Annotated in this window: 17 protein-coding genes; 13 read left to right on the top strand and 4 right to left on the bottom strand. The window is 44.9% G+C overall.

The window, feature by feature from the left end:
* Nucleotides 1-174: 174 nt before the first annotated feature.
* Nucleotides 175-1,509 (bottom strand): DUF445 domain-containing protein, encoded by a 1,335-nt coding sequence (locus tag AC5JPT_RS05450; protein WP_319050646.1) that lies wholly within the window; start codon nucleotides 1,507-1,509, stop codon nucleotides 175-177.
* 505 nt (nucleotides 1,510-2,014) lie between these two features.
* On the opposite strand from AC5JPT_RS05450, the gene mrdA reads away from it, so the two are divergent.
* The 8 genes from mrdA (at nucleotide 2,015) to scpB (ending at nucleotide 10,243) form a co-directional block, all read left to right on the top strand.
* Entirely contained in the window at nucleotides 2,015-4,012 is a 1,998-nt protein-coding gene (gene mrdA / locus AC5JPT_RS05455; protein ID WP_493857387.1) for a penicillin-binding protein 2, read from the top strand.
* A 105-nt stretch (nucleotides 4,013-4,117) separates the two neighbouring features.
* Entirely contained in the window at nucleotides 4,118-4,819 is a 702-nt protein-coding gene (gene rsmD / locus AC5JPT_RS05460; RefSeq protein ID WP_493857388.1) for a 16S rRNA (guanine(966)-N(2))-methyltransferase RsmD, read from the top strand.
* Nucleotides 4,820-5,072: 253 nt separating this feature from the next.
* Nucleotides 5,073-5,501, top strand: coding sequence for a 50S ribosomal protein L13 (rplM, locus tag AC5JPT_RS05465; protein WP_057761004.1), 429 nt, complete (start codon nucleotides 5,073-5,075; stop codon nucleotides 5,499-5,501).
* A gap of 10 nt (nucleotides 5,502-5,511) precedes the next feature.
* The gene (rpsI, locus tag AC5JPT_RS05470) at nucleotides 5,512-5,898 is read left to right on the top strand and encodes a 30S ribosomal protein S9 (protein ID WP_021813618.1); all 387 of its coding nucleotides are present in this window, start codon (nucleotides 5,512-5,514) and stop codon (nucleotides 5,896-5,898) included.
* Between the two features lie 375 nt (nucleotides 5,899-6,273).
* The gene (locus AC5JPT_RS05475; RefSeq protein ID WP_493857389.1) at nucleotides 6,274-7,365 is read left to right on the top strand and encodes an LpxL/LpxP family acyltransferase; all 1,092 of its coding nucleotides are present in this window, start codon (nucleotides 6,274-6,276) and stop codon (nucleotides 7,363-7,365) included.
* Nucleotides 7,366-7,481: 116 nt separating this feature from the next.
* Complete coding sequence (locus AC5JPT_RS05480) at nucleotides 7,482-8,567, top strand: tryptophan--tRNA ligase (RefSeq protein WP_493857390.1); 1,086 nt, start codon at nucleotides 7,482-7,484, stop codon at nucleotides 8,565-8,567.
* Between the two features lie 141 nt (nucleotides 8,568-8,708).
* Entirely contained in the window at nucleotides 8,709-9,569 is an 861-nt protein-coding gene (locus tag AC5JPT_RS05485) for a segregation and condensation protein A (protein ID WP_493858433.1), read from the top strand.
* A 62-nt stretch (nucleotides 9,570-9,631) separates the two neighbouring features.
* Nucleotides 9,632-10,243, top strand: a complete 612-nt coding sequence (gene scpB, locus AC5JPT_RS05490; protein ID WP_493857391.1) for an SMC-Scp complex subunit ScpB — start codon at nucleotides 9,632-9,634, stop codon at nucleotides 10,241-10,243.
* 143 nt (nucleotides 10,244-10,386) lie between these two features.
* Here the strand turns inward: scpB and lolA are convergent, their stop codons facing one another.
* The 3 genes from lolA to rplU form a co-directional block, all read right to left on the bottom strand.
* Complete coding sequence (gene lolA / locus AC5JPT_RS05495) at nucleotides 10,387-11,031, bottom strand: outer membrane lipoprotein periplasmic chaperone LolA (protein ID WP_493844410.1); 645 nt, start codon at nucleotides 11,029-11,031, stop codon at nucleotides 10,387-10,389.
* Between the two features lie 539 nt (nucleotides 11,032-11,570).
* Nucleotides 11,571-11,828 carry a 50S ribosomal protein L27 gene (gene rpmA, locus AC5JPT_RS05500; RefSeq protein WP_319050653.1) on the bottom strand — a complete coding sequence of 86 codons (258 nt, stop codon included), beginning with the start codon at nucleotides 11,826-11,828 and terminating at the stop codon, nucleotides 11,571-11,573.
* A gap of 91 nt (nucleotides 11,829-11,919) precedes the next feature.
* Nucleotides 11,920-12,231: a 50S ribosomal protein L21 gene (rplU, locus tag AC5JPT_RS05505; RefSeq protein ID WP_057761012.1), complete on the bottom strand. Its 312-nt coding sequence runs from the start codon at nucleotides 12,229-12,231 to the stop codon at nucleotides 11,920-11,922.
* A 569-nt stretch (nucleotides 12,232-12,800) separates the two neighbouring features.
* Here rplU and AC5JPT_RS05510 point away from each other — a divergent pair.
* The 5 genes from AC5JPT_RS05510 (at nucleotide 12,801) to hemB (ending at nucleotide 22,417) form a co-directional block, all read left to right on the top strand.
* Nucleotides 12,801-13,826, top strand: coding sequence for a polyprenyl synthetase family protein (locus AC5JPT_RS05510; protein ID WP_493857392.1), 1,026 nt, complete (start codon nucleotides 12,801-12,803; stop codon nucleotides 13,824-13,826).
* A gap of 822 nt (nucleotides 13,827-14,648) precedes the next feature.
* On the top strand, nucleotides 14,649-16,052 hold the full coding sequence (locus tag AC5JPT_RS05515) for an efflux RND transporter periplasmic adaptor subunit (RefSeq protein WP_493857393.1): 1,404 nt from the start codon (nucleotides 14,649-14,651) through the stop codon (nucleotides 16,050-16,052).
* A 35-nt stretch (nucleotides 16,053-16,087) separates the two neighbouring features.
* Nucleotides 16,088-19,327 carry an efflux RND transporter permease subunit gene (locus tag AC5JPT_RS05520; protein ID WP_493857394.1) on the top strand — a complete coding sequence of 1,080 codons (3,240 nt, stop codon included), beginning with the start codon at nucleotides 16,088-16,090 and terminating at the stop codon, nucleotides 19,325-19,327.
* Nucleotides 19,327-21,141 (top strand): efflux transporter outer membrane subunit, encoded by a 1,815-nt coding sequence (locus tag AC5JPT_RS05525; RefSeq protein ID WP_493857395.1) that lies wholly within the window; start codon nucleotides 19,327-19,329, stop codon nucleotides 21,139-21,141. The genes AC5JPT_RS05520 and AC5JPT_RS05525 overlap by 1 nt, the downstream gene beginning before the upstream one ends.
* Nucleotides 21,142-21,409: 268 nt before the next feature.
* The gene (hemB, locus tag AC5JPT_RS05530; protein WP_493857396.1) at nucleotides 21,410-22,417 is read left to right on the top strand and encodes a porphobilinogen synthase; all 1,008 of its coding nucleotides are present in this window, start codon (nucleotides 21,410-21,412) and stop codon (nucleotides 22,415-22,417) included.
* The last annotated feature ends 140 nt before the right edge of the window (nucleotides 22,418-22,557 follow it).

Consider the following 22,557-nt stretch of genomic DNA (forward strand, 5'->3'; position numbering starts at 1 on the left):
TTATCTGTCACTGGTCTTACATTACTTTATTGATTCAAACTGTATTAGATATTGCGGTGTGTGACTATTTGAAAATACTTATTATTGTATTCTTGCTCACAGTGCGCTCACGATAGAATAATGGCACCAAAATCATAGCGTCTAAATTACAGCATCGAAGTTATGGTATCAAAATCATGGCATCGAGGGGAAAAACACCAGAACCAGATGTAACCACCCTGCCAAGAATCCTGTCAGACCGCCCAATACAATCAAGGTCATCTCATCTTCACGAAAGGCAGGACGCAGTAGATTCTGAAACTCATTTGGCGTTAGCGCCCGTATCCTATCGCGAAACAGACCAAATATCTTACTGGCGCGACTTTCATTGAGCTCAGGATCACGCAGTGGTACCATCGTCGCTACAATTGACTTATCGATAATGGTGTTTTTGAGCTGCCCATAATCACGGCGACCCAACCCCACACGTAATGTCGTGCTGATTACGGGTGACTCTAGTACTGTATATAGATGTGACTTCATCAATTCACGAGTTTGCGCTGAACGATCACCATACATCATCTCATTCATGATGTTCTCAAGAGTGACCAAGTCTTTTACCACAATCTCAGCGAAAACTTCAGACACTTCCTCTTGGCGCTTCATAAAGCCGCCTTGCAAACGATACCTTGCGATATGCGGCATCACTGGCTTGATAAACGGGAAGCCGCTCTGTACCGTGAATAGCTTTAAGTAAGGTATAAAACGGGGCTCTACTGGATTGAATACCATCCAAATGGCAATCCAGTTGGTCAAAAATCCCCAAATCGCGGCAAAAAACGGTACGGTCCAATGCTGAGGCACCACCAAAAATATAAACATCTGAATAATACCAAACACCAAACCGATCAGTGCGCTGATATGCCAGATAAAATCGATCTCTTTTTGACCGACCCTTAGGAACATGTTAACCATCAGACGACGGTCGTTCTCCATCGTGTTAACGATCATCTTACGCATATCGACTAGATCTTCGACATGATAAGTCAAATCTGTCACCAGCGACTGCATGATACTGGGCAGCTCTTTGTGTGCTTGGGCATAGACACGGCGCTTTAGGGCGTAAGGCAGATTACCCCATAGGGCGGGCGAATGATCGAGCATAATCTCATCAATCAACGGCTCAAGGTTTTTGTCCACCGTGTCAGTGACAAATAGCGCCATTTGCTCCGGTTCCATCGCCTTAAAAAATTCATCAAGCGAACCAAGTTTTGATAGCGTCTGATCAACAATGACGCCCGATATCTTGCCTGCTTTTCGCGGCACGATACCCTGCCAGCCGATACCTGGCAACCCAAAAAACGGGAAGTTAGGAATACGAATACCCCGAAACTTAATCGGGTAAAACAGCATCTTGAGTGCCATCCACACATGTACCCAAGTGACGAATGCCGTCACTGGTGGAATGGTCAGCATGGCAAAAAACTCTGGATGTTCAGCGATTGTCTGCCACAATGAATTTACGTCCATGACTTCTCTAGTCCCTGACAGGTTGATTGTCGTTGCTACTATTGTCGTTACTGATAACAAGTGATTAGCAAATTAGAACGTTTCAAAAGACGCTCTGCCCGTAACAATTGCGATAAAATAAATCGCCTGATTTTAGCATACTTGCCATTTATTAGCACATATAGACCCTCAGCAAGTTGTGACTAAAGATGACATCTTTTATACGGTATCTTTAGTAGCAAAGATATCAATACAGCCTGTCGCTTATAGGACGTATGGTCAGAACAAAATCAGCAGCCAATTACTGCACCCTTTCATTTGTTCTGTTATAATTTGTAGTGAAACAACAAAGACTCCCTACGTAACAGTCGATCGTACCAATCAACGCCTCATAAATTTCTCTCGTACCACGCTATGTGATTGAAACCATTTGCATTATCCTTTAGACTCACCGCACTTTGGTTGACCAAGCCGCCCATTTATTCCTCTTTTACTGACTCACTGACCAATTGGGCTCTGATTTTCTATGAATAAACCGCTAACTCCCAATACTGAGCAGGTCAATAGCACCTTTACTAACCGTATTATTATCTTTGGGATTTTGATATTGATTGGTTTGGGCGGCTTGATAACGCGTTATGGTTATCTGCAAGTCTATGCTCATGATAAATACACCACGCAGGCTGATAACAATCGTATCAAGCTCATCTCTGCACCGCCTAGCCGTGGTTATATTTATGATCGTAATGGGATTATTTTGGCAGACAACCAACCCGTCTTTACTGCCATGTTAAGCCCCGATGAAGTCGACAATCCTGAGCGCACCTTGAGTTTGCTCGCGCCTATCTTTGACTTAACAGCAGAAGACATTACGGATATTCTGGCGCGTTTAAGCAAAAACAAAAACGATCCTGTCACCATCAAAATCGACTTAACGGAAGCGCAGCTGGCTCAGTTTAGCGAGCGCAAGCCTTTTTTTCGCGGGGTTTCTATTCAGAGTAAGCTGACACGCGACTACCCTTATGATGAGCTGTTTGCTCATGTTATCGGTTATGTTGGCCGTATCAATGATAAAGAATCTAAGCGTATAGACAAAGACCGCTATGCAGGTACTGACCTGATTGGCAAAATTGGCATCGAAGACTATTACGAAGATATTTTGCTCGGGCAACCAGGCTACCAGTCAGTAGAAACAGATGCTCATGGCAATATCTTGCGCCAATTGGACACCAAACCGCCAACCTCTGGTAATGATTTAACCCTGAGCTTGGACTATGGCTTACAGACCATCGCACAAAAGCAACTTGATGGTCGCCGCGGTGCAATTGTAGCGATAGATCCCAAAAACGGCGACGTACTGGCGTTTGTCAGTAACCCAAGCTACGACCCTAACCCGTTCATATCGGGCATCTCATTTAAGGACTACGACGCCCTGCGTGAGGACCTGGATCAGCCGTTATACAACCGCGCCTTACAAGGCACCTACCCGCCCGGCTCTACTATCAAACCGTTCGAAGGTTTGGGCGGTATCCATTATGGCCTAAGGGATTGGGAGAGTACCATCTACGACCCTGGTTACTTCAGCCTACCTGGTGACTCACATCGGTTCCGTGACTGGAAACGCGGGGGGCATGGTACGGTTGATTTAAAAAAATCTATCGCGATGTCAGTCGACACCTATTACTACAAGCTAGCATACGAGATGGGTATCCAGCGCTTGCACGACTGGATGGTACGTTTTGGTTTTGGTCAAGACACCGGTATCGACCTTCCTAATGAAAAATCAGGCATCATGCCCTCACCAAAATGGAAGCAAGACACTTATGATAAGAACTGGCTACCAGGTGAGACGATCTCTGTCAGTATTGGCCAAGGCTATTTCTTAGCCACACCGCTACAGATTGCTAACGCTACTGCCATGACCGCCAGTAAAGGGCAACATATTACCCCGCACTTACTAAAAAGCAGCGATGGTGCCGCAAAGGTAAAAGTAATCACCAAACCAGATGGCAAAATTGATTATAACGGTAAGCCTTCTGACTGGTTACGTATGCACGATGCCATGGAGAGTGTGATAGAAGACGGAACAGGACGCGGTATCTACACCCCGCGCTACCGTATCGCTGGTAAAACAGGTACCGCGCAGGTAAAGTCTATCGCTCAGGGCAAACGCTATGATAAGTCTGCGATAGATAAGCGCCACTGGGATCATGCTTGGTTTAATGGCTTTGCGCCAGTAGAAGATCCACAAATTGCGCTTGCCGTGCTGGTCGAAAATGGTGGCGGTGGTAGTACTACAGCCGCTCCTATTGGCCGTGCGTTATTTGACTATTGGATGGTACAACGCAAAACTGATCCTGTACTACCGCCGTCACCCGATGAGCTCAAAGTCATCAAGCGACAAAAGGCATTTGAAAAAGCATTGCAAGACGCACTGCGTGAAAAAGAAGCAAAAGCTCTAGAAGCGCAGGAAGCGGCAGAAGCAGAGGCAGAAATACAGGCAGCAGCGGCAACCTCTGAATAGTAGTATTTGACAGTTATTGCTAAAAAACTATTACTGAGTAAATACTGCTAGGTACACCAATCTACATAAAACGCTTAAGCAAGACAGAGTATACGAGACCCCATAATGAAAAAACCCGCAAACGGACGCGTATCAAAAAAACCCCATAGGGCAAAAAGTGCAGCGGCAGGTGACGTGCGTATCATTGGTGGACAGTTTAAGCGCCGTATTGTGAGCTTTATCGATGCAGAGGGGTTACGCCCCACCCCAGATCGCTTGCGTGAGACTCTGTTTAACTGGTTACTGGCTGATATTCATGGTGCACAGGTGCTTGACAGCTGTGCGGGCAGCGGCGTGTTAGGGTTTGAAGCCTTATCTCGCGGCGCGGCGCACACTACTTTTATCGAAGTGAATAGCGCCCAGAGCAACATGCTACGTCAGAGTGCCGAGCAGCTACGCCTTGATACCGCCACTTATAGCGTCATCACTGGCACTGCTGAGCAAGTACTGGGTCAAGCCCAACTAAAGCAAGACCAACCGGCTCAGCGACCTTTCGATATTGTATTCATCGATCCGCCATATGCTCAAGATTTGTGGCAGCCTATTTTGACCACGCTCATCACAAATGATTTGGTCGATACAAAGACGCTTATTTATTTAGAGGCAGATAAGGATTTAAGCGCTCAGCTTAAGCAGTTAGAAGAGACGCTAAATGAGAATTTAGACTCTCAATCAAGCGTTACTCAGCAACCAATCGCTTTTGAATGTCTGAAACAAACCAAAGTCGGTCAAGTTGTTGCTGGACTTTATCAGCTGTCATTGTCATAATTGTACGGTAATTGCTAAGCGCATCATTAGCGATTATTTGTTAAGATCCTTTAGCAAAATCAATCAATACCTGTAAAAAATGTTTAAAACCGCTTAAAAACTGGCCTAACGCTGCAGTTTAACGTATAAAGGCGAAAATAAACCCCAATGCAGCTTGCAAGCGTAGGCGCTACTGCTTATAATGTGCAGTCTGTTTTTTGAGAGCCCCGTTCCCAGCTAAACTCTCAACGAATTCTAATTTTAAGGTTTTATCATGAAAACACTTAGTGCAAAACCAGCTGAAGTGACCCATGACTGGTATGTCGTAGATGCTGACGGCAAAACCCTTGGTCGCTTAGCCACTCAAATCGCAACTCGCTTACGTGGCAAGCACAAGCCTTCTTTTACTCCGCACGTTGATACTGGTGACTTTATTGTTGTCATCAATGCTGACAAAATCACGGTAACGGGTAAAAAAGCACAAGACAAAAAGTACTATCGTCACAGTGGCTACCCAGGTGGTATCAAAGAAACTAACTTCAATAAGTTGCTTGCACATAAGCCTGAAGATGTTCTACATAAAGCAGTTAAGGGTATGCTTCCAAAGGGCCCTCTTGGCTATGCAATGATCAAGAAGCTAAAGCTATATGCGGGTACTGATCATCCACATACTGCACAGCAACCTAAAGAACTAGACATCTAAGGATATACTTATGGAACGCAATTACGGAACTGGTCGCCGCAAGACGTCTACCGCTCGTGTCTTTTTATCAAAAGGTACTGGTAGTATCGTTGTTAACGGTAAGCCACTAGACGAATACTTCAGCCGTGAAACTTCACGCATGGTTGTTCGCCAGCCATTAGAACTACTAGACTCAGCTAATGCATATGACTTGTATGTCACTGTTGCAGGCGGCGGTATTAGTGGTCAAGCTGGCGCAATCCGCCACGGCATCACACGTGCATTGATCGAAGCTGACGAAACTTTGAAGCCTGCCCTAAAAGCAGCTGGTTTTGTTACTCGTGACTCACGTCAAGTTGAACGTAAGAAACTTGGTCTACGTAAAGCACGTAAACGTCCACAGTTCTCAAAACGTTAATCAAAGCGCTCTCTTATATTTTTGTTGCTATTGTCTTTTTCTCGGAGCGATAGCAGCAATATTCAATAAGAGAATAGTTTTGCAAAACCTTATAAGCTGTTTACAGCTTATAAGGTTTTTTTATGTCTGTTGAAGGCGTACTACTCATGTGGCTATTTCTATATAACGGCTTTCACTGTACGACTCTCCTTATAGCGACACTCATTATCACTATTTCTCTTTGAGATTTCTTCATAGAAAAGTAATGCATATCAATACTGCATAGTAGACACCTTCTAAAAATTCTAACTTGCAAAGCGTTTGACGCTACCCCATCATATCAATAACTTTTTATCATTAGCCGCGATGTCATAGACAGTGCTGTAGAAGGATATTATGAAAGCGCCTGAACAATACGACCCCAGTAAACCCTCTAGCAATAGCAGCGTACCGTCACCAAGTATGCAGCAGTCGAACAAGTCGCCTAACATACCTGCTGGTACCCCAACGATTACGCAGAATCATAAGCGTACGGCGCAAGCAGATAAAAAGCCATTTCAGTGGCAGTTTTTAGCACCAAAATACTGGGGCATCTGGTTGTTATTCTTTATTATGTTGCCAATGATGTATCTACCGCTACGTTGGCAGTTTTGGCTCGGACGTCAGCTTGGTCGTTTGATTTATAATGCTGCGGGCTCACGTCGGCGTGACACCCTAATCAATCTCAAGCTGGCATTCCCAGAAAAACCAGAAGCTGAACGCGAATTGATGGCCAAGCAAGTTTTTGTCAATCAAGGCATTGGTGTATTTGAAACCTTGTGCGCTTGGTTTCGCCCCAATGTGTTTACTAGAACGGTATCTATCTCAGGACTACAGCATCTGGTGAATGCTCAAAACGAGCAGCGGCCCGTCATCTTATTAGGTGCACATTACACCATGCTCGATTTGGGTGGTTTGCTGAGCGCGCAGTTTTTCCCTGTGGACTGCATGTACCGTACGCAAAACAATCCACTGCTTGACTGGTTTATTTATAATGGTCGTACCAATATATTTGGTAAGCAAATCTCTAGCCGAGATATGCGCAGCTTGGTCACGTCAATCAAAGCAGGACACGTTATTTGGTATTCCCCTGATCAAGACTATGGTCTCAAGCAAGGTGTCATGGCACCATTCTTTGGCGTGCCAGCAGCGACGATTACGGCGTCACGCCGTATGGCAAAAATGGGTAACAAAGCCAAGCCACCTGCGGTTATGGCGCTGCACACTTACCGACAAACGCCAGACAGTCTACCGCGTGGTAAGCGTCCACATTATCATCTGACTATCACCCCAGAGTTGGACAACTACCCAAGTCATGACGAGGTCGCTGACGCCACTCGAGTCAATGAGACTTTAGAGAGCCTCATTCGTATCGATCCTACCCAGTGGATGTGGTTTCATCGCCGTTTTAAACATGGTCCGAATGGTCGTACGGACATCTACAAGTAGACTTAATATTTGAATGCTCAACAGACCCCAATAAATTTGCTATACTTTGCGGCTGATATTTTGCTTCTTTGACCCTATATTTATAATAACTTGATAAACAAAATAATGGATTTTTCATGAGTAATAACAGCACCACTGGCAGCCAAGCTTCTGACAATTCAACTGAAAAAAAACGCATCCTAACTGGGATCAAACCGACTGGTATTCCACATTTAGGCAATTACGTTGGCGCGATTCGTCCCGCAATTGAATCCATCCAAAATAGTGATCACGAAGCGTTTTTCTTTTTGGCAGACTATCACGGTATTATTGGTTGCTACGACCCTGCTATCATCCATGAATCAACTAGAGCAATTGCGGCCACTTGGATTGCTTGTGGTCTCGATCCTGAGCGTGTGACGTTCTATCGTCAGTCAGATGTGCCTGAAATTCCAGAGCTCGCTTGGGTTTTGAACTGCTCATGTGCTAAGGGTCTCATGAACCGCGCCCATGCCTATAAGGCAGCAGTGGATATCAATACAGAAAAAGCCGATGTCGATCCTGATCAGGGAGTCACGATGGGGCTGTTTGGTTATCCTGTACTAATGGCAGCTGACATTTTGATGTTCAATGCGACCCATGTACCTGTTGGCCGTGACCAGGTTCAACATATCGAGATGGCACGCGATATCGCAGGTACGTTCAATCATCGTTACAAAACACTCTTTACGCTACCGACAGCGGTTGTAGACAATGATATACCACTACTCACTGGCTTAGATGGTCGTAAGATGAGTAAAAGTTACAACAACACTATCCCCTTGTTTGGTGAGTCAAACCCACAGGTCAGCTCCGAGAAACAAATGCACAAAGCCATCATGAAAATTGTGACCAACTCACAACTGCCTGATGAGCCAAAAGACCCTGATGACTCTGCTCTGTTTGAGATTTATAAAGCATTTGCTACTCCTGAAAAAATTGCTGACATGCGTGCACAATATGCAGCCGGTATTGGCTGGGGCGATGCCAAGCAAGCGCTATTTGATAAGATCAATGATGAGATTGCGCCATTCCGCGCGCGTTACGAAGAGCTCATGGCCAATCCAAAAGAGCTAGAAGAAATCTTGCAGATGGGAGCAGATAAAGCCCGTCGTCATAGCCGCAAGCAATTAGACAAGACTCGTCGCGCTATTGGTATCCGACCGCTTGCCAAACTCAAGTAGTCGTTTGATTGTCGCCATTTATCACTACTAGAGCGGATACCAAACGTGCAGACTAAGCCAAACACCAAACAAGCGGTTTTATCAAAAGCCGCTTTGTTCTCACCAGTGGATAAAACATCTACTCATAAAATATCTCAGTCTATATATAGTCAAAGTGACTATGCTGAATCAGTCAGTCATGATACTGCTCTACGTATCTATCAGACGCCAATACAGCATCTACCAGACGATCTTTATGTCCCGCCACAAGCCTTTGCGATTTGGCTAGAGCAATTTGCAGGTCCATTAGATTTCTTATTGTATTTGGTCAAAAAGAACAACGTTGATTTGACCCAAATGCCAATATTACCAATCACTGAGCAGTACCTTGCCTATATCAGTGAGTTGGATACTGAGCACTTTGAATTGGCAGGTGATTATCTCTTGATGGCCTCCACGCTTATTGCCATAAAGACAGAATTGCTCCTACCGACGCCTGATACGCCTACTGATGAACGCGACCCAAAAGCCGAACTGATTGAGCGTCTTGAGGAATATGCGCAGATTAAAGTAGCCAGTCAGCGCTTAGATGATCTGGTACGTTTAGAGCGCGATGTGTTTTTGGCGATGGTCAGCATGCCGGGTCAAGAGATTATGAACGCTGAACTACCCAGCTACTCGCCAACATTATTGATTGAGAGCTTATTTAAGATGCAGCTGCAGCCAGACTATCACATGCATACTATCAAAGTTGACGCCGTACCACTCTCTGACCGTATTGCCAGTATCAGCAGGCAACTGAGCACTGATGGTGCGCGCTCCTTTTATGAGCTATTAGACAAATCACAGGGCAAGATAGGTGTTGTCGTCAGCTTTGTCGCTGTGCTTGAGCTGATCAAGCGGCAGCTGGTCGGTGTGATTAACTCTGAGTTAGATGGTGAGGTGATAGCATCTGCTACCCATACTGCTGGTCAACGGCATACAGATGAGTCCTCAACACTGACATTGCAGTGGCTAGCCTAATACGCGTTAAAGCTATTTACGAACATTGTTGATCAAAAAATTGAAATAAGAGTACGTTTTAGATGGTAGATATTGACGAATCAAAGCCACATGATAAAACAGAACTTACAAGTACTGCTGCTTCTACCTCTATTGAAGCAAATCATGCTCACCTTGAAGAGACGAGCAAACATATTGAGGTACTATTGCATGCTTCAGAAGCGCCGCTAACAGCGCATGCGCTAAAGAAGCATTTATCATTATCTACGAAAGAGCTCAAGCAAACCTTGGACGTATTACAACAACGTCTAGATACAGGTGTGCTCAAACTACACGAAACGGCTAGTGGCTATCGCTTGCAGATAGGTGATGATTACAGCCGTTTGATTCAGCGCGTCTTTCCGCAGCGTCAAGAACGCCTAAGCCAGGCACTGCTTGAGACATTAAGTGTCATTGCGTATAAGCAACCAGTAACGCGCAGTGATATTGAGCAAGTACGCGGTGTAACACTGTCCAGCAATATATTGCGCCAGCTGTTTGATAAAGGATGGATCTTAGAGAAAGGCTATAAAGATACTTTGGGACGTCCAGCACTGCTTCATACTACTGCGCAATTCTTAGATGCGTTTGGGCTGAGTCATCTAGATGAGCTACCACCGATGCCAGATATAGATACTATACGAGCCATGTCTTAATTTTTCTATTAGGCAACCCAAACTATTCTCATAAAAAAGGACAGACCCCGTAGGATCTGTCCTTTTTATTAAATGTTTAATCTTACTTATACTGAGGTAAAACCTATTGAGCCACTCACCTATTAGTATTTGGTGATTAGTCTTTACTGATTAATGACATCAACGCCTTTTGGTGGGTTGAATTTAAACTGGCTGCTACCGATGCTAGGGTTCATTTTGATACCACTGAACTTGATAGAAGTCGTTTGACCTAGGGTGTCGTTTAGTACCATCATGACAGGTTTACCACCGCTAAAGCTCATTGATAGGCTCTTAAAGCTAGCGCTGTCTGATTTTGGATACAGCACATAGTAGTTTTTGTTGCTGTATGGCTGAGTGATCTTGAAGTTCTGATCAATCTTGCTTGGATCACCTGATAATAACAACGCTGGCGTATTACCTACTTGGCTGTCTACATTTTGCTTAGTCGCTTGTTCTAAATCTTTATCATAGATCCACATAGAGTTACCGTTGGCCACGATCAGCTGCTCTGATGGTGACTTGGTCTCCCAGCGAAAGTTATTGGGACGCTGGACGCTCATAGAGCCTGTGAAAGTACCACTGCTAGCCCCTTTCGTTGTTTGGCTAAAATTCGCAGTCATACTTTTGGTATTGGTCAACAACTTGTTCAAGCGTTTGGCTGCCGTCATATTGTCAGCAGGTGCCGCTGTAGCAGACTGAGTCAATGCCATCATAGGGGCGGCGATACCAAGTGAGGTCATCAGCACCCCTGCCAAAGCACCACTCATTACTTTTTGTTTGGTCGTTTGTTTCGTAGATACGGTCATCATAAATCCTCTCTAAAAAAGCACAGTTGCTTTAAAAATAGTTGTTCTAAAAATAATCGCTTTAAAAATACTTACTTAAGATGAAACAGTTTATTGAAGTTTTTATTTTATAAAAATGCCTATGTTTGCCAGTACCGAACTGGTATCAATCAGCAATGGCAACAGTGTGCCAGTTTTTTTATTACGCGCCTAGTCATGATTTGCAATCATTACTACGCCTGCCATACACGCTTGTAACCAATACAGTTACACAGTGAGATATGTCTTTATCGTCATTAGCTATGAGTATTATTTTGAAAAAATAACTCAGATAGAGTTTCAGACCATTGAGACGGTTTGATGGTGGATAGTTCGTTAAGACTCAACTCTTGAGTATATAGCTTCTGTATCGGTTCATAGGACTCTATAAACGTAAAAAGCCCCTACTACCATCAGGTAGTAGGGGCTTTTTTAATTATCCGATCATTCTATCCAAAGAACAAAACGACCTAAATAGATAATTATGCGTTTTCAACCGTAACATAACGACGGTTAAACTTACCTTTGGTCTCAAACTTTACAACACCATCATTTAGTGCAAATAAAGTATGATCACGACCCATGCCAACGCCTTCGCCTGCGTGGAATTCTGTACCACGTTGACGAACGATGATGTTACCAGCTACGATAGCTTGGCCACCAAATATTTTTACGCCTAGCATTTTTGGGTTTGAATCACGACCGTTACGGCTCGAACCGGCAGCTTTTTTATGTGCCATGAGAAAATCTCCTTGTTAATGTGACTTATCGCTTATGCGACAACTCTTAAGCATTTAGTGCGCTATTTAGCAATGATTGCTAAATGGGTAATTAGGCATTAATGGCTTTGATTTTTAACAAGGTATACCATTGGCGGTGACCTTGCTCTTTGTGGTAATGCTTACGGCGGTTGTGCTTGATGATACGGATTTTTTCGCCGCGACCATGCTCAACAACTTCAACTTCTACGCTAGCGCCATCAACGACAGGCTGACCGATTTTGACGTTATCGCCGTCAACAACCATCAACACGTCTTCAAATTTGATTGTTTCGCCTTTTTCTGCTTTTAGCAATTCAACTTTAAGCAATTCATCGACGACTACACGGTGCTGTTTACCACCAGTTTTAATTACTGCGTACATTGTATGACTCCGTTTAACCCGTGTGCCGTGGCTGATGTTATACCAACGCTTTTACGACGAACACGACAGGGAAAAATTAAAGGCAAGATTTTACGGCTTTTTGCTCATAAAAGCAAGCCGCACCTCTTGTTTTTGTAAGGTGGTTACACTAAATCACCATCGCTTGTGTAACGACAAGTTCTATAGATGATCAGAACGCCATAGGCAACAGTTCTAATCAGATGCTAGAAGCAATCACTACAACCGATAGTTTGAACCTAACGGCGGTTATTATAACTTATACAATCAGTTACTTACAGCCCTTTATAGAGCCATTATGTGACTGTGCCATCATTTAATAAGTGAACCGCTGTATTGCCCAAGTATGTGATATCTTTTATCAATTACAAGCTACTCTTTATGCACAGTAATGCTTTTGTAGCGTAATACCGACCTCTTCTGTCATCTACTTTAACCCACAATCTTCGCAGACAGCTATGCTATTATAAGCCAAACGTTACCTTACCCATGGATGGACGACATCAAGGTTATAAAAACTCTCTTTATTCTTATTAATATGACTATTTATTATGACTATTACCTCTACAGATAACACCCTACCCACTGCTCAAGTAACGCCTAGCTATGCTGATATTCAACGTATCGTCGCCGATGATTTTGAGGTGATGGATAAGCAAGTATTCGGTAGTCTGAATTCAAAAGTACAGCTAGTAATGAGTGTCTCTCAGCATGTCATTAATGCGGGTGGCAAGCGTATGCGCCCGTTGATCACGCTCTTATGTGCTCGTATGTTTGATGATAACCCCTCAGAAAAAGCCATGCACTTAGCGGCCATTACTGAGATGCTACATACTGCAACCTTAGTCCATGATGATGTGATTGATGAATCGGGACAACGCCGCGGTAAACCAACTGCAAACGCCACCTGGGATAATGCCACTGCGGTATTAGTTGGCGATTATCTGATTGCACGCGCTTTCAATCTTTTAGTCGGTTTTCAGAGCTTGCCCCTATTGCAGATATTTTCAGATGGGACTTGCGACATTGCCGAGGGCGAGGTATTACAGCTACAGCATCAGCACAACCCTGCGGCGACAGAAGAGGATTACTTACGCATCATCGATGGTAAAACCTCACGGCTGTTTATGATGGCGACCCAAGGCGCTGCTATTTTGCAAGACAAAACCGAGTATATGGCTGCATTGGGCGCATTTGGACAGCATTTTGGTAATGCGTTCCAAATTATTGATGATGTGCTCGACTATAGTGGTGACAGTGAGATAATGGGTAAAAACCTAGGCGATGACCTTGCAGAAGGCAAGCCTACTCTACCCACTATCAAAGCACTTGAGCTGCTAAAAGACAGTGATACCGAAGGCTACGAGCAGCTTCGTATCGCTGTACAGACTGGCAAAACACCAAATGCCGAGCAGCTTATTAACTTAGTAAGACAATCAGGCTCATTAGATTATTGTAAGCAGCGTGCTTTAGAAGAGACTAGACTCGCCCAACAAGCGCTTAGTACGTTACCTGACAACCAGTATCGTCAAGGACTATATCAATTAACCGAACTTGCTAGCGCACGACTAGTATAATCAAATCTGAGTCGTCTTTACTTTTAGCCAATTAAAAAGACCAGCCAGCTGATAAAGACGACTCTTCTCTTAACGCTTGAACCGCTTTCTTTAATTGTCAATCAACAAGACGCCGATAATTTAAAAACGACTCTCTCGAAGAATCATCCTCTCAAAAACTACTGTGTCGGCCAAATAGTTACCTTTCTTTAAGTTTCATAAATCTTTGCAGTACTATAATCATGTAAAGAATTATTTGGTAGGCGCACGCTGTTTGATAATGCTCGGTAAAGACATACTAATGATTGTTTTTTCTGGCTATAATTAGGGGTTGCTAAATTTTTTATTTTGAGTACAAACATGGTTTTTGGGGTCTTAAATACCCTAGTGCTCATATGGCTTTACAATTATAACAAAAAATTACATTATGTTTTGGTAGTGGGTTGTATCTCGGCTTATTAGCTGTTAACTAATATGACGCTTACTATAGCGCCATTTTGTGTATTCATAAAACGTAATATTGCTACTCTTTGCCATTTCCCCATTTGTATATCACTTGACTGTGGGGTTACCCCAATAGTTTATAATAACCTACTAAGTTTACTAGTCCACTTTATGATCTGTCTACGTTCTTGATGCTAAATCAGCCAAAGAATCCTACTTTATTTAACTCACTATCAGATGTCCTACTAGTGAGTTTTCAATTAATAAGTATCATCAAAGGCTGGGTCGATAGCGATGGCATAGACTTGCAGGATTAGTAAACACTTTATATCTCATACGCCAACATTTATTGTTTAATTTTTATACTGTCATTATTTATATATATTGCCGAGGACATTGATGAAGCACTCTACTCTTGCGCTTGTAATAGCATCTGTACTATCTGGAACTGTACTGGTCGGCTGTGACAAAAGCGACGACGCTGCTGGCGAACAAGCGGCACAACAGCAAATGCCGCCTGCGGTTGTCAACGTTCAAACCGTTACGTTCGATACCATTCCACAGGTACAAACTTTTTCTGGACGTACTGCCGCCTACCAAACTGCCGATGTTCGCCCACAGGTCAATGGGGTCATTGATGAAGTGTTGTTCCGTGAAGGAAGCAATGTCAAAAAAGGTCAGCCACTGTATCGCATTAACACCGATAACTATGCGTCGTCTGTCAGCAGTGGTCAAGCAGCCGTACAACAATCACAGGCCAACTATCAAACTGCTGTAGCAAACAATGCTAATGCAAAAGCTGAACTGGTGAGCCGCCAAGCGTCATTGGCACAAGCACAAAACGATCTACAACGCCTACAAGGTCTTGTCAGTATCAATGCCATCTCACAGCAGCAGTATGAGCAAGCACAAACAGCGGTACGTACTGCACAAGCTGCTGTACAAAGTGCGGCGGCGGCTGTCGGACAGACCCAAGCTGGTATCGAAAGCGCAAAAGCTGGTATCCAAACTGCCCAAGCTGGTCTCGATGCAAGCACGTTGGATTTGAACCGTACTATCGTACGCGCCCCTCTTACCGGTCGTACTGATCGCTCAAGCGTGACTGCTGGTACGTTAGTGAGCGCCGGTCAAGCGGATCCTTTAGTTACGATCTCGCGCTTAGACCCTATCTATGTCGACATCAGCCAGTCTTCTTCTGAGCTACTCAAGCTGCGTCAGCAGATAGCAGACGGCTCTGCTCAAGCGGGTATGAACTCGGTTGAATTAGTACTAGAGGACGGTTCAGTCTATCCAGTACGCGGTAAGCTTGCTTTGTCTGAGGCCAAAGTTGATGAATCAACAGGCGCGGTCACTTTACGTGCAATCTTCCCGAACAGCAACAATATATTGCTACCCGGTATGTATGTCACAGCGCGTCTAACACAGAGCGTCATTACCAATGCCACTTTAGTCCCTCAGAGCGCGGTCACGCGTACGCCTAAGAGTGAGACGCAGGTGTATATCGTTGATGAAAACAACAAGATACAAGTACGTCCCGTCACTATCAATGGTACTTATGATGGTCAATGGGTTGTCACTGACGGCTTGCAAGCAGGGGACAAAGTGGTTGTGATTGGCGGTGCTAAGGTAAAACCTGAGCAAGAAGTGGTTGCTAAGCCCTTAGAGAGCGCAAATCCTGCGCCAGCTGCACAAAACGCGCCTAATGCCAAAACGCCGCAGCAAGCGGCAAAAACGATGGATAAAAAGCCAGCTAGCACTGCCGCTTCTAGTAGTGAGACATCAACAGAAGCTGCTGCTAACTAATTCCATTCAGAGACAAGAAGACTTAGGGATATACTATGTCACGTTTTTTTATTAATCGCCCTATCTTTGCTTGGGTGCTGGCTATTTTGGTCATGCTCATCGGGGTGTTATCGGTTCTCAACCTACCGATTGAACAGTATCCACGTATTGCGCCACCGACGATTTCGGTCAGTGCAAGCTATCCGGGTGCTAATGCTCAAACTGTTGAAAACTCAGTAGTACAGGTTATTGAGCAACGTATGAAAGGTCTAGACGGCCTCATGTATATGTCGTCATCGAGCTCATCAAATGGTAGTGCCTCAGTGACGCTAACGTTTGAAAACGGTACTGATTCTGATACCGCTCAGGTGCAGGTACAGAATAAATTACAGGCTGCGATGAGCGCCCTACCTGAATCGGTACAGCGACAAGGCGTCAACGTCAATAAGTCGTCTAGCAGCTTTATGATGGTGCAGGCGTTTATTTCTGAAGATGGCAGTATGGATCGTAGCGATATTGCCGATTACATCAACTCTAATGTCCTCGATTCGATCAGTCGTGTTGAAGGGGTTGGTGAGGTTCAGGTCTTTGGCTCTACTTATGCGATGCGTGTTTGGCTTGACCCTTCACGCTTGCGTAGCTACAACATGGTGCCATCCGATGTTGTCAGTGCGATACAAGCGCAGAACGCTCAAGTATCTGCTGGTCAGTTAGGACAAGCGCCCGCTGATGCAGATCAACAAGTTATCAATGCGACCGTTACTGTCCAAAGCTATCTACAAACACCTGAAGAGTTCCAAAACATTCTGTTAAAAACAGACACGTCTGGTGCTCAGGTGCGTTTGGGTGACGTCGCTGATGTCGAAATCGGTAGTGAAAACTATAGTATTTTATCGCAATATAATGGTCAAGAAGCCGCAGGTCTGGGTATCTCGCTTGCTGGCGGTGCCAACGCACTAGAAACTCGCGAAGCGGTCAGCGCGCGTATGACTGAGCTTGAGAAAAACTTCCCAACGGGACTGGCGTCAGTTGTACCTTACGACACAACTCCATTCGTGAAGCTCTCTATCGAGCAAGTCGTACATACACTTATTGAGGCTATTGTCTTAGTATTCATCGTCATGTTCATTTTTCTACAGAACTGGCGTGCAACGATTATCCCAACACTTGCGGTACCTGTCGTTCTATTGGGTACGTTTGCGGTACTCTATGTTGCAGGCTTTAGTATCAATGTGTTGACCATGTTTGCCATGGTACTCTCCATCGGTCTACTGGTCGATGATGCGATCGTCGTCGTAGAGAACGTCGAGCGTATATTAGAAGAAGATCCTCACATCTCTATCAAAGATGCGACCACCCAGTCTATGGGTGAAATCAGCAAGATCGTTATTGGTATTGCGCTTATTTTGTCCGCAGTATTCGTACCGATGGCCTTCTTTGGCGGTTCAACTGGTGTGATCTATCGTCAATTCTCTATCACACTGATTACGAGCATGGTGCTCTCTGCCATGGTGGCATTGATATTCACCCCTGCCCTATGTGTGACGCTGCTCAAACGTGGTAAGAGCCACGACAAAAGCAGTACTGAGACGCAAAAAGGTTTCTTTGGTTGGTTCAATCGCGGCTTCTTTAAACTTAGCCGTTCTTACGAGAACTTCGTCGGTAAAAGCATTCGTTTTAAATGGCTTTATATGATTGGCTATGCCGCCATTATCGGCATCATGGCGGTTGTGTTCTTACGTATTCCTGGCTCATTCTTACCAGAAGAAGATCAAGGTATTATGTTTACCTTGGTTCAGCTCCCTGCTGGGTCGACGTTAGATGAGACGCAAGACGTACTGGATAAAGTCAGAACCTATTATGATACCCAAGAGACTGACAATATCGAGTCTGTGTTTACCATTGCAGGATTTAGTTTTGCAGGTCAAGGTCAAAACATGGGTCTGGCATTTGTTCGTTTGTCAGATTGGGAGGAACGCTCTGGCGATGAAAACACCGCACAGGCAGTTGCTGGTCGAGCAATGGGATACTTCTTCACTCAGTTGAATGAAGCACAAGTATTTGCCATTGTACCACCAGCCATTACTGAGCTTGGTAATGCCAGTGGTTTTGACTTGATGCTCCAAGATAGTAGTAATTTGGGACATGAAGGGCTGCTTGAAGCCCGCAACATGCTCTTAGGTATGGCAGCGCAGAATGACCAGGTCTCAGGCGTACGTCCTAATGGTCAAGAAGACTCACCGCAATTAAAAGTCAATATCAATCAAGAACAAGCCGCGGCTTATGGCTTGTCATTGAGCAGTATCAACAGTGTTATCTCTACTGCGTGGGGCTCAAGCTACGTCAACGATTTTATCGACCGTGGTCGTATTAAGCGTGTGTATGTCCAAGGTGAAGCGAGCAGCCGTACTAACCCTGATGACATCGGCAAATGGTATGTACGCAACGATATGAACGATATGATCTCGTTCGATGCTTTCTCTAATAGTGAATGGCAATCAGGCTCACCGCGTCTGACTCGCTACAACAGCCTACCGTCAATGAACATTCAAGGTAGTGCAGCACCAGGACTCAGCACTGGTGAGGCAATGAGCTCGATGGAAGCCATGATAGAACAGCTGCCTGAAGGTATCAGTTATGAGTGGACTGGTATGTCATTGGAAGAGCAAAAGTCAGGTGCACAGGCGCCTATGCTGTATGCGCTTTCAATCCTAGTGGTATTCTTATGCTTGGCGGCGTTGTATGAGAGCTGGTCTATTCCTGTCTCAGTCCTATTGGTCATACCACTTGGGGTCTTAGGAGCCGTAATCTTTACATGGCTACGCGGTTTTGCCAACGATATTTACTTGCAGGTGGGTCTACTCACGGTCGTTGGTCTATCCGCCAAGAACGCTATTTTGATTATTGAATTTGCCAAAGAACACCAAGAGGAAGGCTACAGTCTAAGAGAAGCGGTCATGACAGCTGCACGTCAACGTCTGCGCCCGATTATTATGACCTCGCTTGCCTTTGGTCTAGGTGTTGTGCCATTATTCTTGGCGAGCGGTCCAGGTTCGGGCAGTCAGAATGCGATCGGTACTAGTGTTGTCGGTGGTGTGATAACTGCGACACTACTAGGTATCTTCTTTATTCCGATGTTCTATATCTGGGTGCGTAGTGCATTTCCGCATAAATATGAGAACAACAAACCAAACGATAGAGACGATGGCAACGGTACGCCTGACTCGCATACCCCAATGCCTTCTGATAACTATCAGCCTGCAGGCCAGCCTGCAAGTCTTGGAGACAACAGATAATGAGTGCTCACAACATGTTTACTACTAACTCAGCGGCGGTGGCAGTTTCTGCTACCGTGGCACAGCCAACTCTGTCGCGCTTACGTAAAAATAGCAGTCGCTTGCTGGGCCTTACCGCCTTAGCAATTAGTATGGCCGCTTGTAATACGATTCCAAAAGCTGATATGAGTCCTGTTTTGGCAGAGCCAAACCTTCCTATAGAACAAGCTTATGGTGCGTTCGATAAAGAAACGATCAGCACCCCTGAGCAAGCAAGTGTGGCAGGTCAACGCTGGCAGAACTTTTATAGCGATGAGCGTCTAAAAGGCTTAATCGCTCTAGGTCTTGATAACAACAAGAACTTTGAAAGCGCTCGTCTGGCAATCGAAAGAGCACGCGCACAGTATCAAATCACTGATATCAGCGACATACCTACTATCAATGGTAGTGCAGGCTATAGCCGTCAGGCGCAGAACAGTGTCAGTACCAGTCCAAACAGTAACTACAACGTACAGCTTGGTCTTGCCAGCTACGAGTTAGATTTTTGGGGCAGAATATCTAGCCTAAAAGATCAAGCGTTACAAAGCTTTTTGGCGACTACTGCTGCCAAAGATGCTACCCAGATCAGTCTGATTAGCAACATTGCACAAAGCTATGCTAACTTAAGCTACAGCTTGGCACAGCTACAACTGGCAGAAGCAACGGTGCAAAGTCGTGAGCAGTCATTGTTTATCGCCAGTAAGCGTTTTGAAGCTGGTATCGATCCTAAGCTTCCCTCACTACAGGCCAGCGCTTCACTTGAAAATGCTAAACTTGCTGTCCTACGTGCGCAAAGTAGTATTTTGCAGTCGCGTAATGCTTTGCAGTACTTAGTGGGCGGGACGATTCCAAACGAGCTTATCCCGACGCCTGCCGTTAGCAATATCACCAGCCAGCAAATATTTAGTGCTGGCCTGCCAAGCGAGCTGCTACGCTATCGTCCTGATGTATTGCAGGCTGAGTACAACCTAAAAGCTGCTGGTGCCAATATCGAAGTAGCACGTGCCTCTTACTACCCTTCTATTAGTCTTGCTAGTAGTGTTGGTGTGAGCAGTAGTAGCTTGGGTGATTTGTTCAAAAATAGCGGTATTGGCTGGTCATTTGGCCCTAATATCAGTGTACCTATCTTTGATGCTGGTCGCTTGGATGCCAACTACGATATCGCTCAAATCGAGCGTGATCAAACTCTTGCAAGCTATGAGGACTCGATTCAAACGGCCTTCCGTGAAGTATCAGATGTACTGGCCACGCGTGCCACACTTGGCGAGCAGCTCGAATCACAGTATCGCTTGCAAGACAATTTTGAGCAGACCTATCAGATTGCTGATGCCCGTTTTAAAGCCGGTCTTGATAACTATCTAGATGTGCTCGATGCACAGCGTTCATTGTTCTCTACTCAGCAAGGTATATTGGACTTAGAGCTGCAGAAAATTATTAGTCAAGTTGAGTTGTACCAAGCACTTGGTGGCGGTGCTAACTTAGATGTACCGACCGTGATTCCTGTACCGCAATACACCAATTTAGCTCAAATAGCGTCACTGCCTAGCAACACTGCAGAGGCCAAAGCTGCGGATGCCATACAAGCCGCCAGCTCAGCACGCGTAACCTCTCCTCGGGAGGCTATCGCTATTAAGCAGGCGCAAACGACAGAAACCACTACCTTTAATCCTACAGCTATCGTCGATGTCAATGATGATGGCAAAAAAGATGCTGCGGTGGGTGTAATCACAGAAGAGACTCGCTTTAGCGACAATAGCGTGGAGCAAGTTCCTGTCACACAGATCGTTGAGCCTTAAATGACATACTCATAATGTGATGATGCAGCACTATCATCATATCGACAGTCGATAAGTATCATCAGCCCTACCGACTTAACGTGGTGGGGCTTTTTGCTTTTACTGACATCTTTTGGTTATAGTAGGCTCGCTTTATACAAGCTCTTTTTATCTGTAGCCACTGATAAAGAACAGATTTTGATAAGCCAATTCTATAAAATACCGATTATAGTGATATTATTTTAGCCATGTAACATGATAACTATTAGAACAATCATAAGGAACTATTATGAGCTACACCTTTAACCGTCAATACCCTACCACTCGTTTACGTCGTCTGCGTTATAACGATAATGTACGATCAATGATTCGTGAAGTGGAACTCCACCCTAAGCACTTTATTGCGCCTGTATTTGTCTTAGAAGGCGAAAACCAGCGCGAAACCATCGCTAGTATGCCGGGTGTTGAACGCTTATCGATTGATTTGCTAATCAACTATGCCAAAGAATTGTTAGCAGAAGGGGTGACAACCATCGACCTTTTCCCAGTAATCGATAACGCTTTGAAAACACCAGACGGTAGAGCCGCTTATGACGAAAACGCCCTGACTGCACGTACGATAAAAGCAGTCAAAGACGCTGTACCAGAAATGGTCGTCATGACTGATGTGGCATTGGATCCTTATACTTCACACGGTCAAGACGGATTGCTTGATGACAGCGGCTACGTCATCAATGATGCCACTATTGAAGTATTGGTCAAACAAGCCCTCGTACATGCGCGTGCTGGCGCTGATATCATCTCTCCTAGTGACATGATGGATGGTCGTATCAAGGCCATGCGTGATGCGTTTGAAGCTGAAGGGTTTTTTAATACCGCTATTATGGCTTACTCTGCCAAATACGCTTCTGCTTACTACGGTCCATTCCGCGATGCTGTCGGTAGTGCGGGCAACCTAAAAGGCGGACACAAAAAGCAATACCAGATGGATTTTGGTAATCGTGCAGAGGCATTGCATGAAGTGGCCATGGATATCAACGAAGGCGCGGATATGGTCATGATTAAACCAGGTCAACCTTATCTAGACCTTATCCGTGAAGTTAAAGATACCTTTGGGGTACCAACCTTCGCCTATCAAGTATCGGGTGAGTATGCCATGCATATGGCCGCTATCCAAAATGGGTGGCTCAGTGATGCTGTGATTTTGGAGTCTTTGATTGGGTTCCGCCGTGCTGGTGCAGATGGTATTTTGACGTACTTTGCGCTAGAAGCTGCCCGTCAGTTAAATAATTCGTAGTGTGAGCTGAACAGCTCTTGATAGCATAAAAGCCCCAGCTGCCTCATAGGAGCTGGGGCTTTTTGCATTTGTGCTCTTCTAGAACGGTACTCTTCTAGAACGGTACTCTTCTAGAACAGTGCTATTCTAGAGCAGATAGC

Source organism: Psychrobacter sp. H26, from assembly GCF_059073035.1.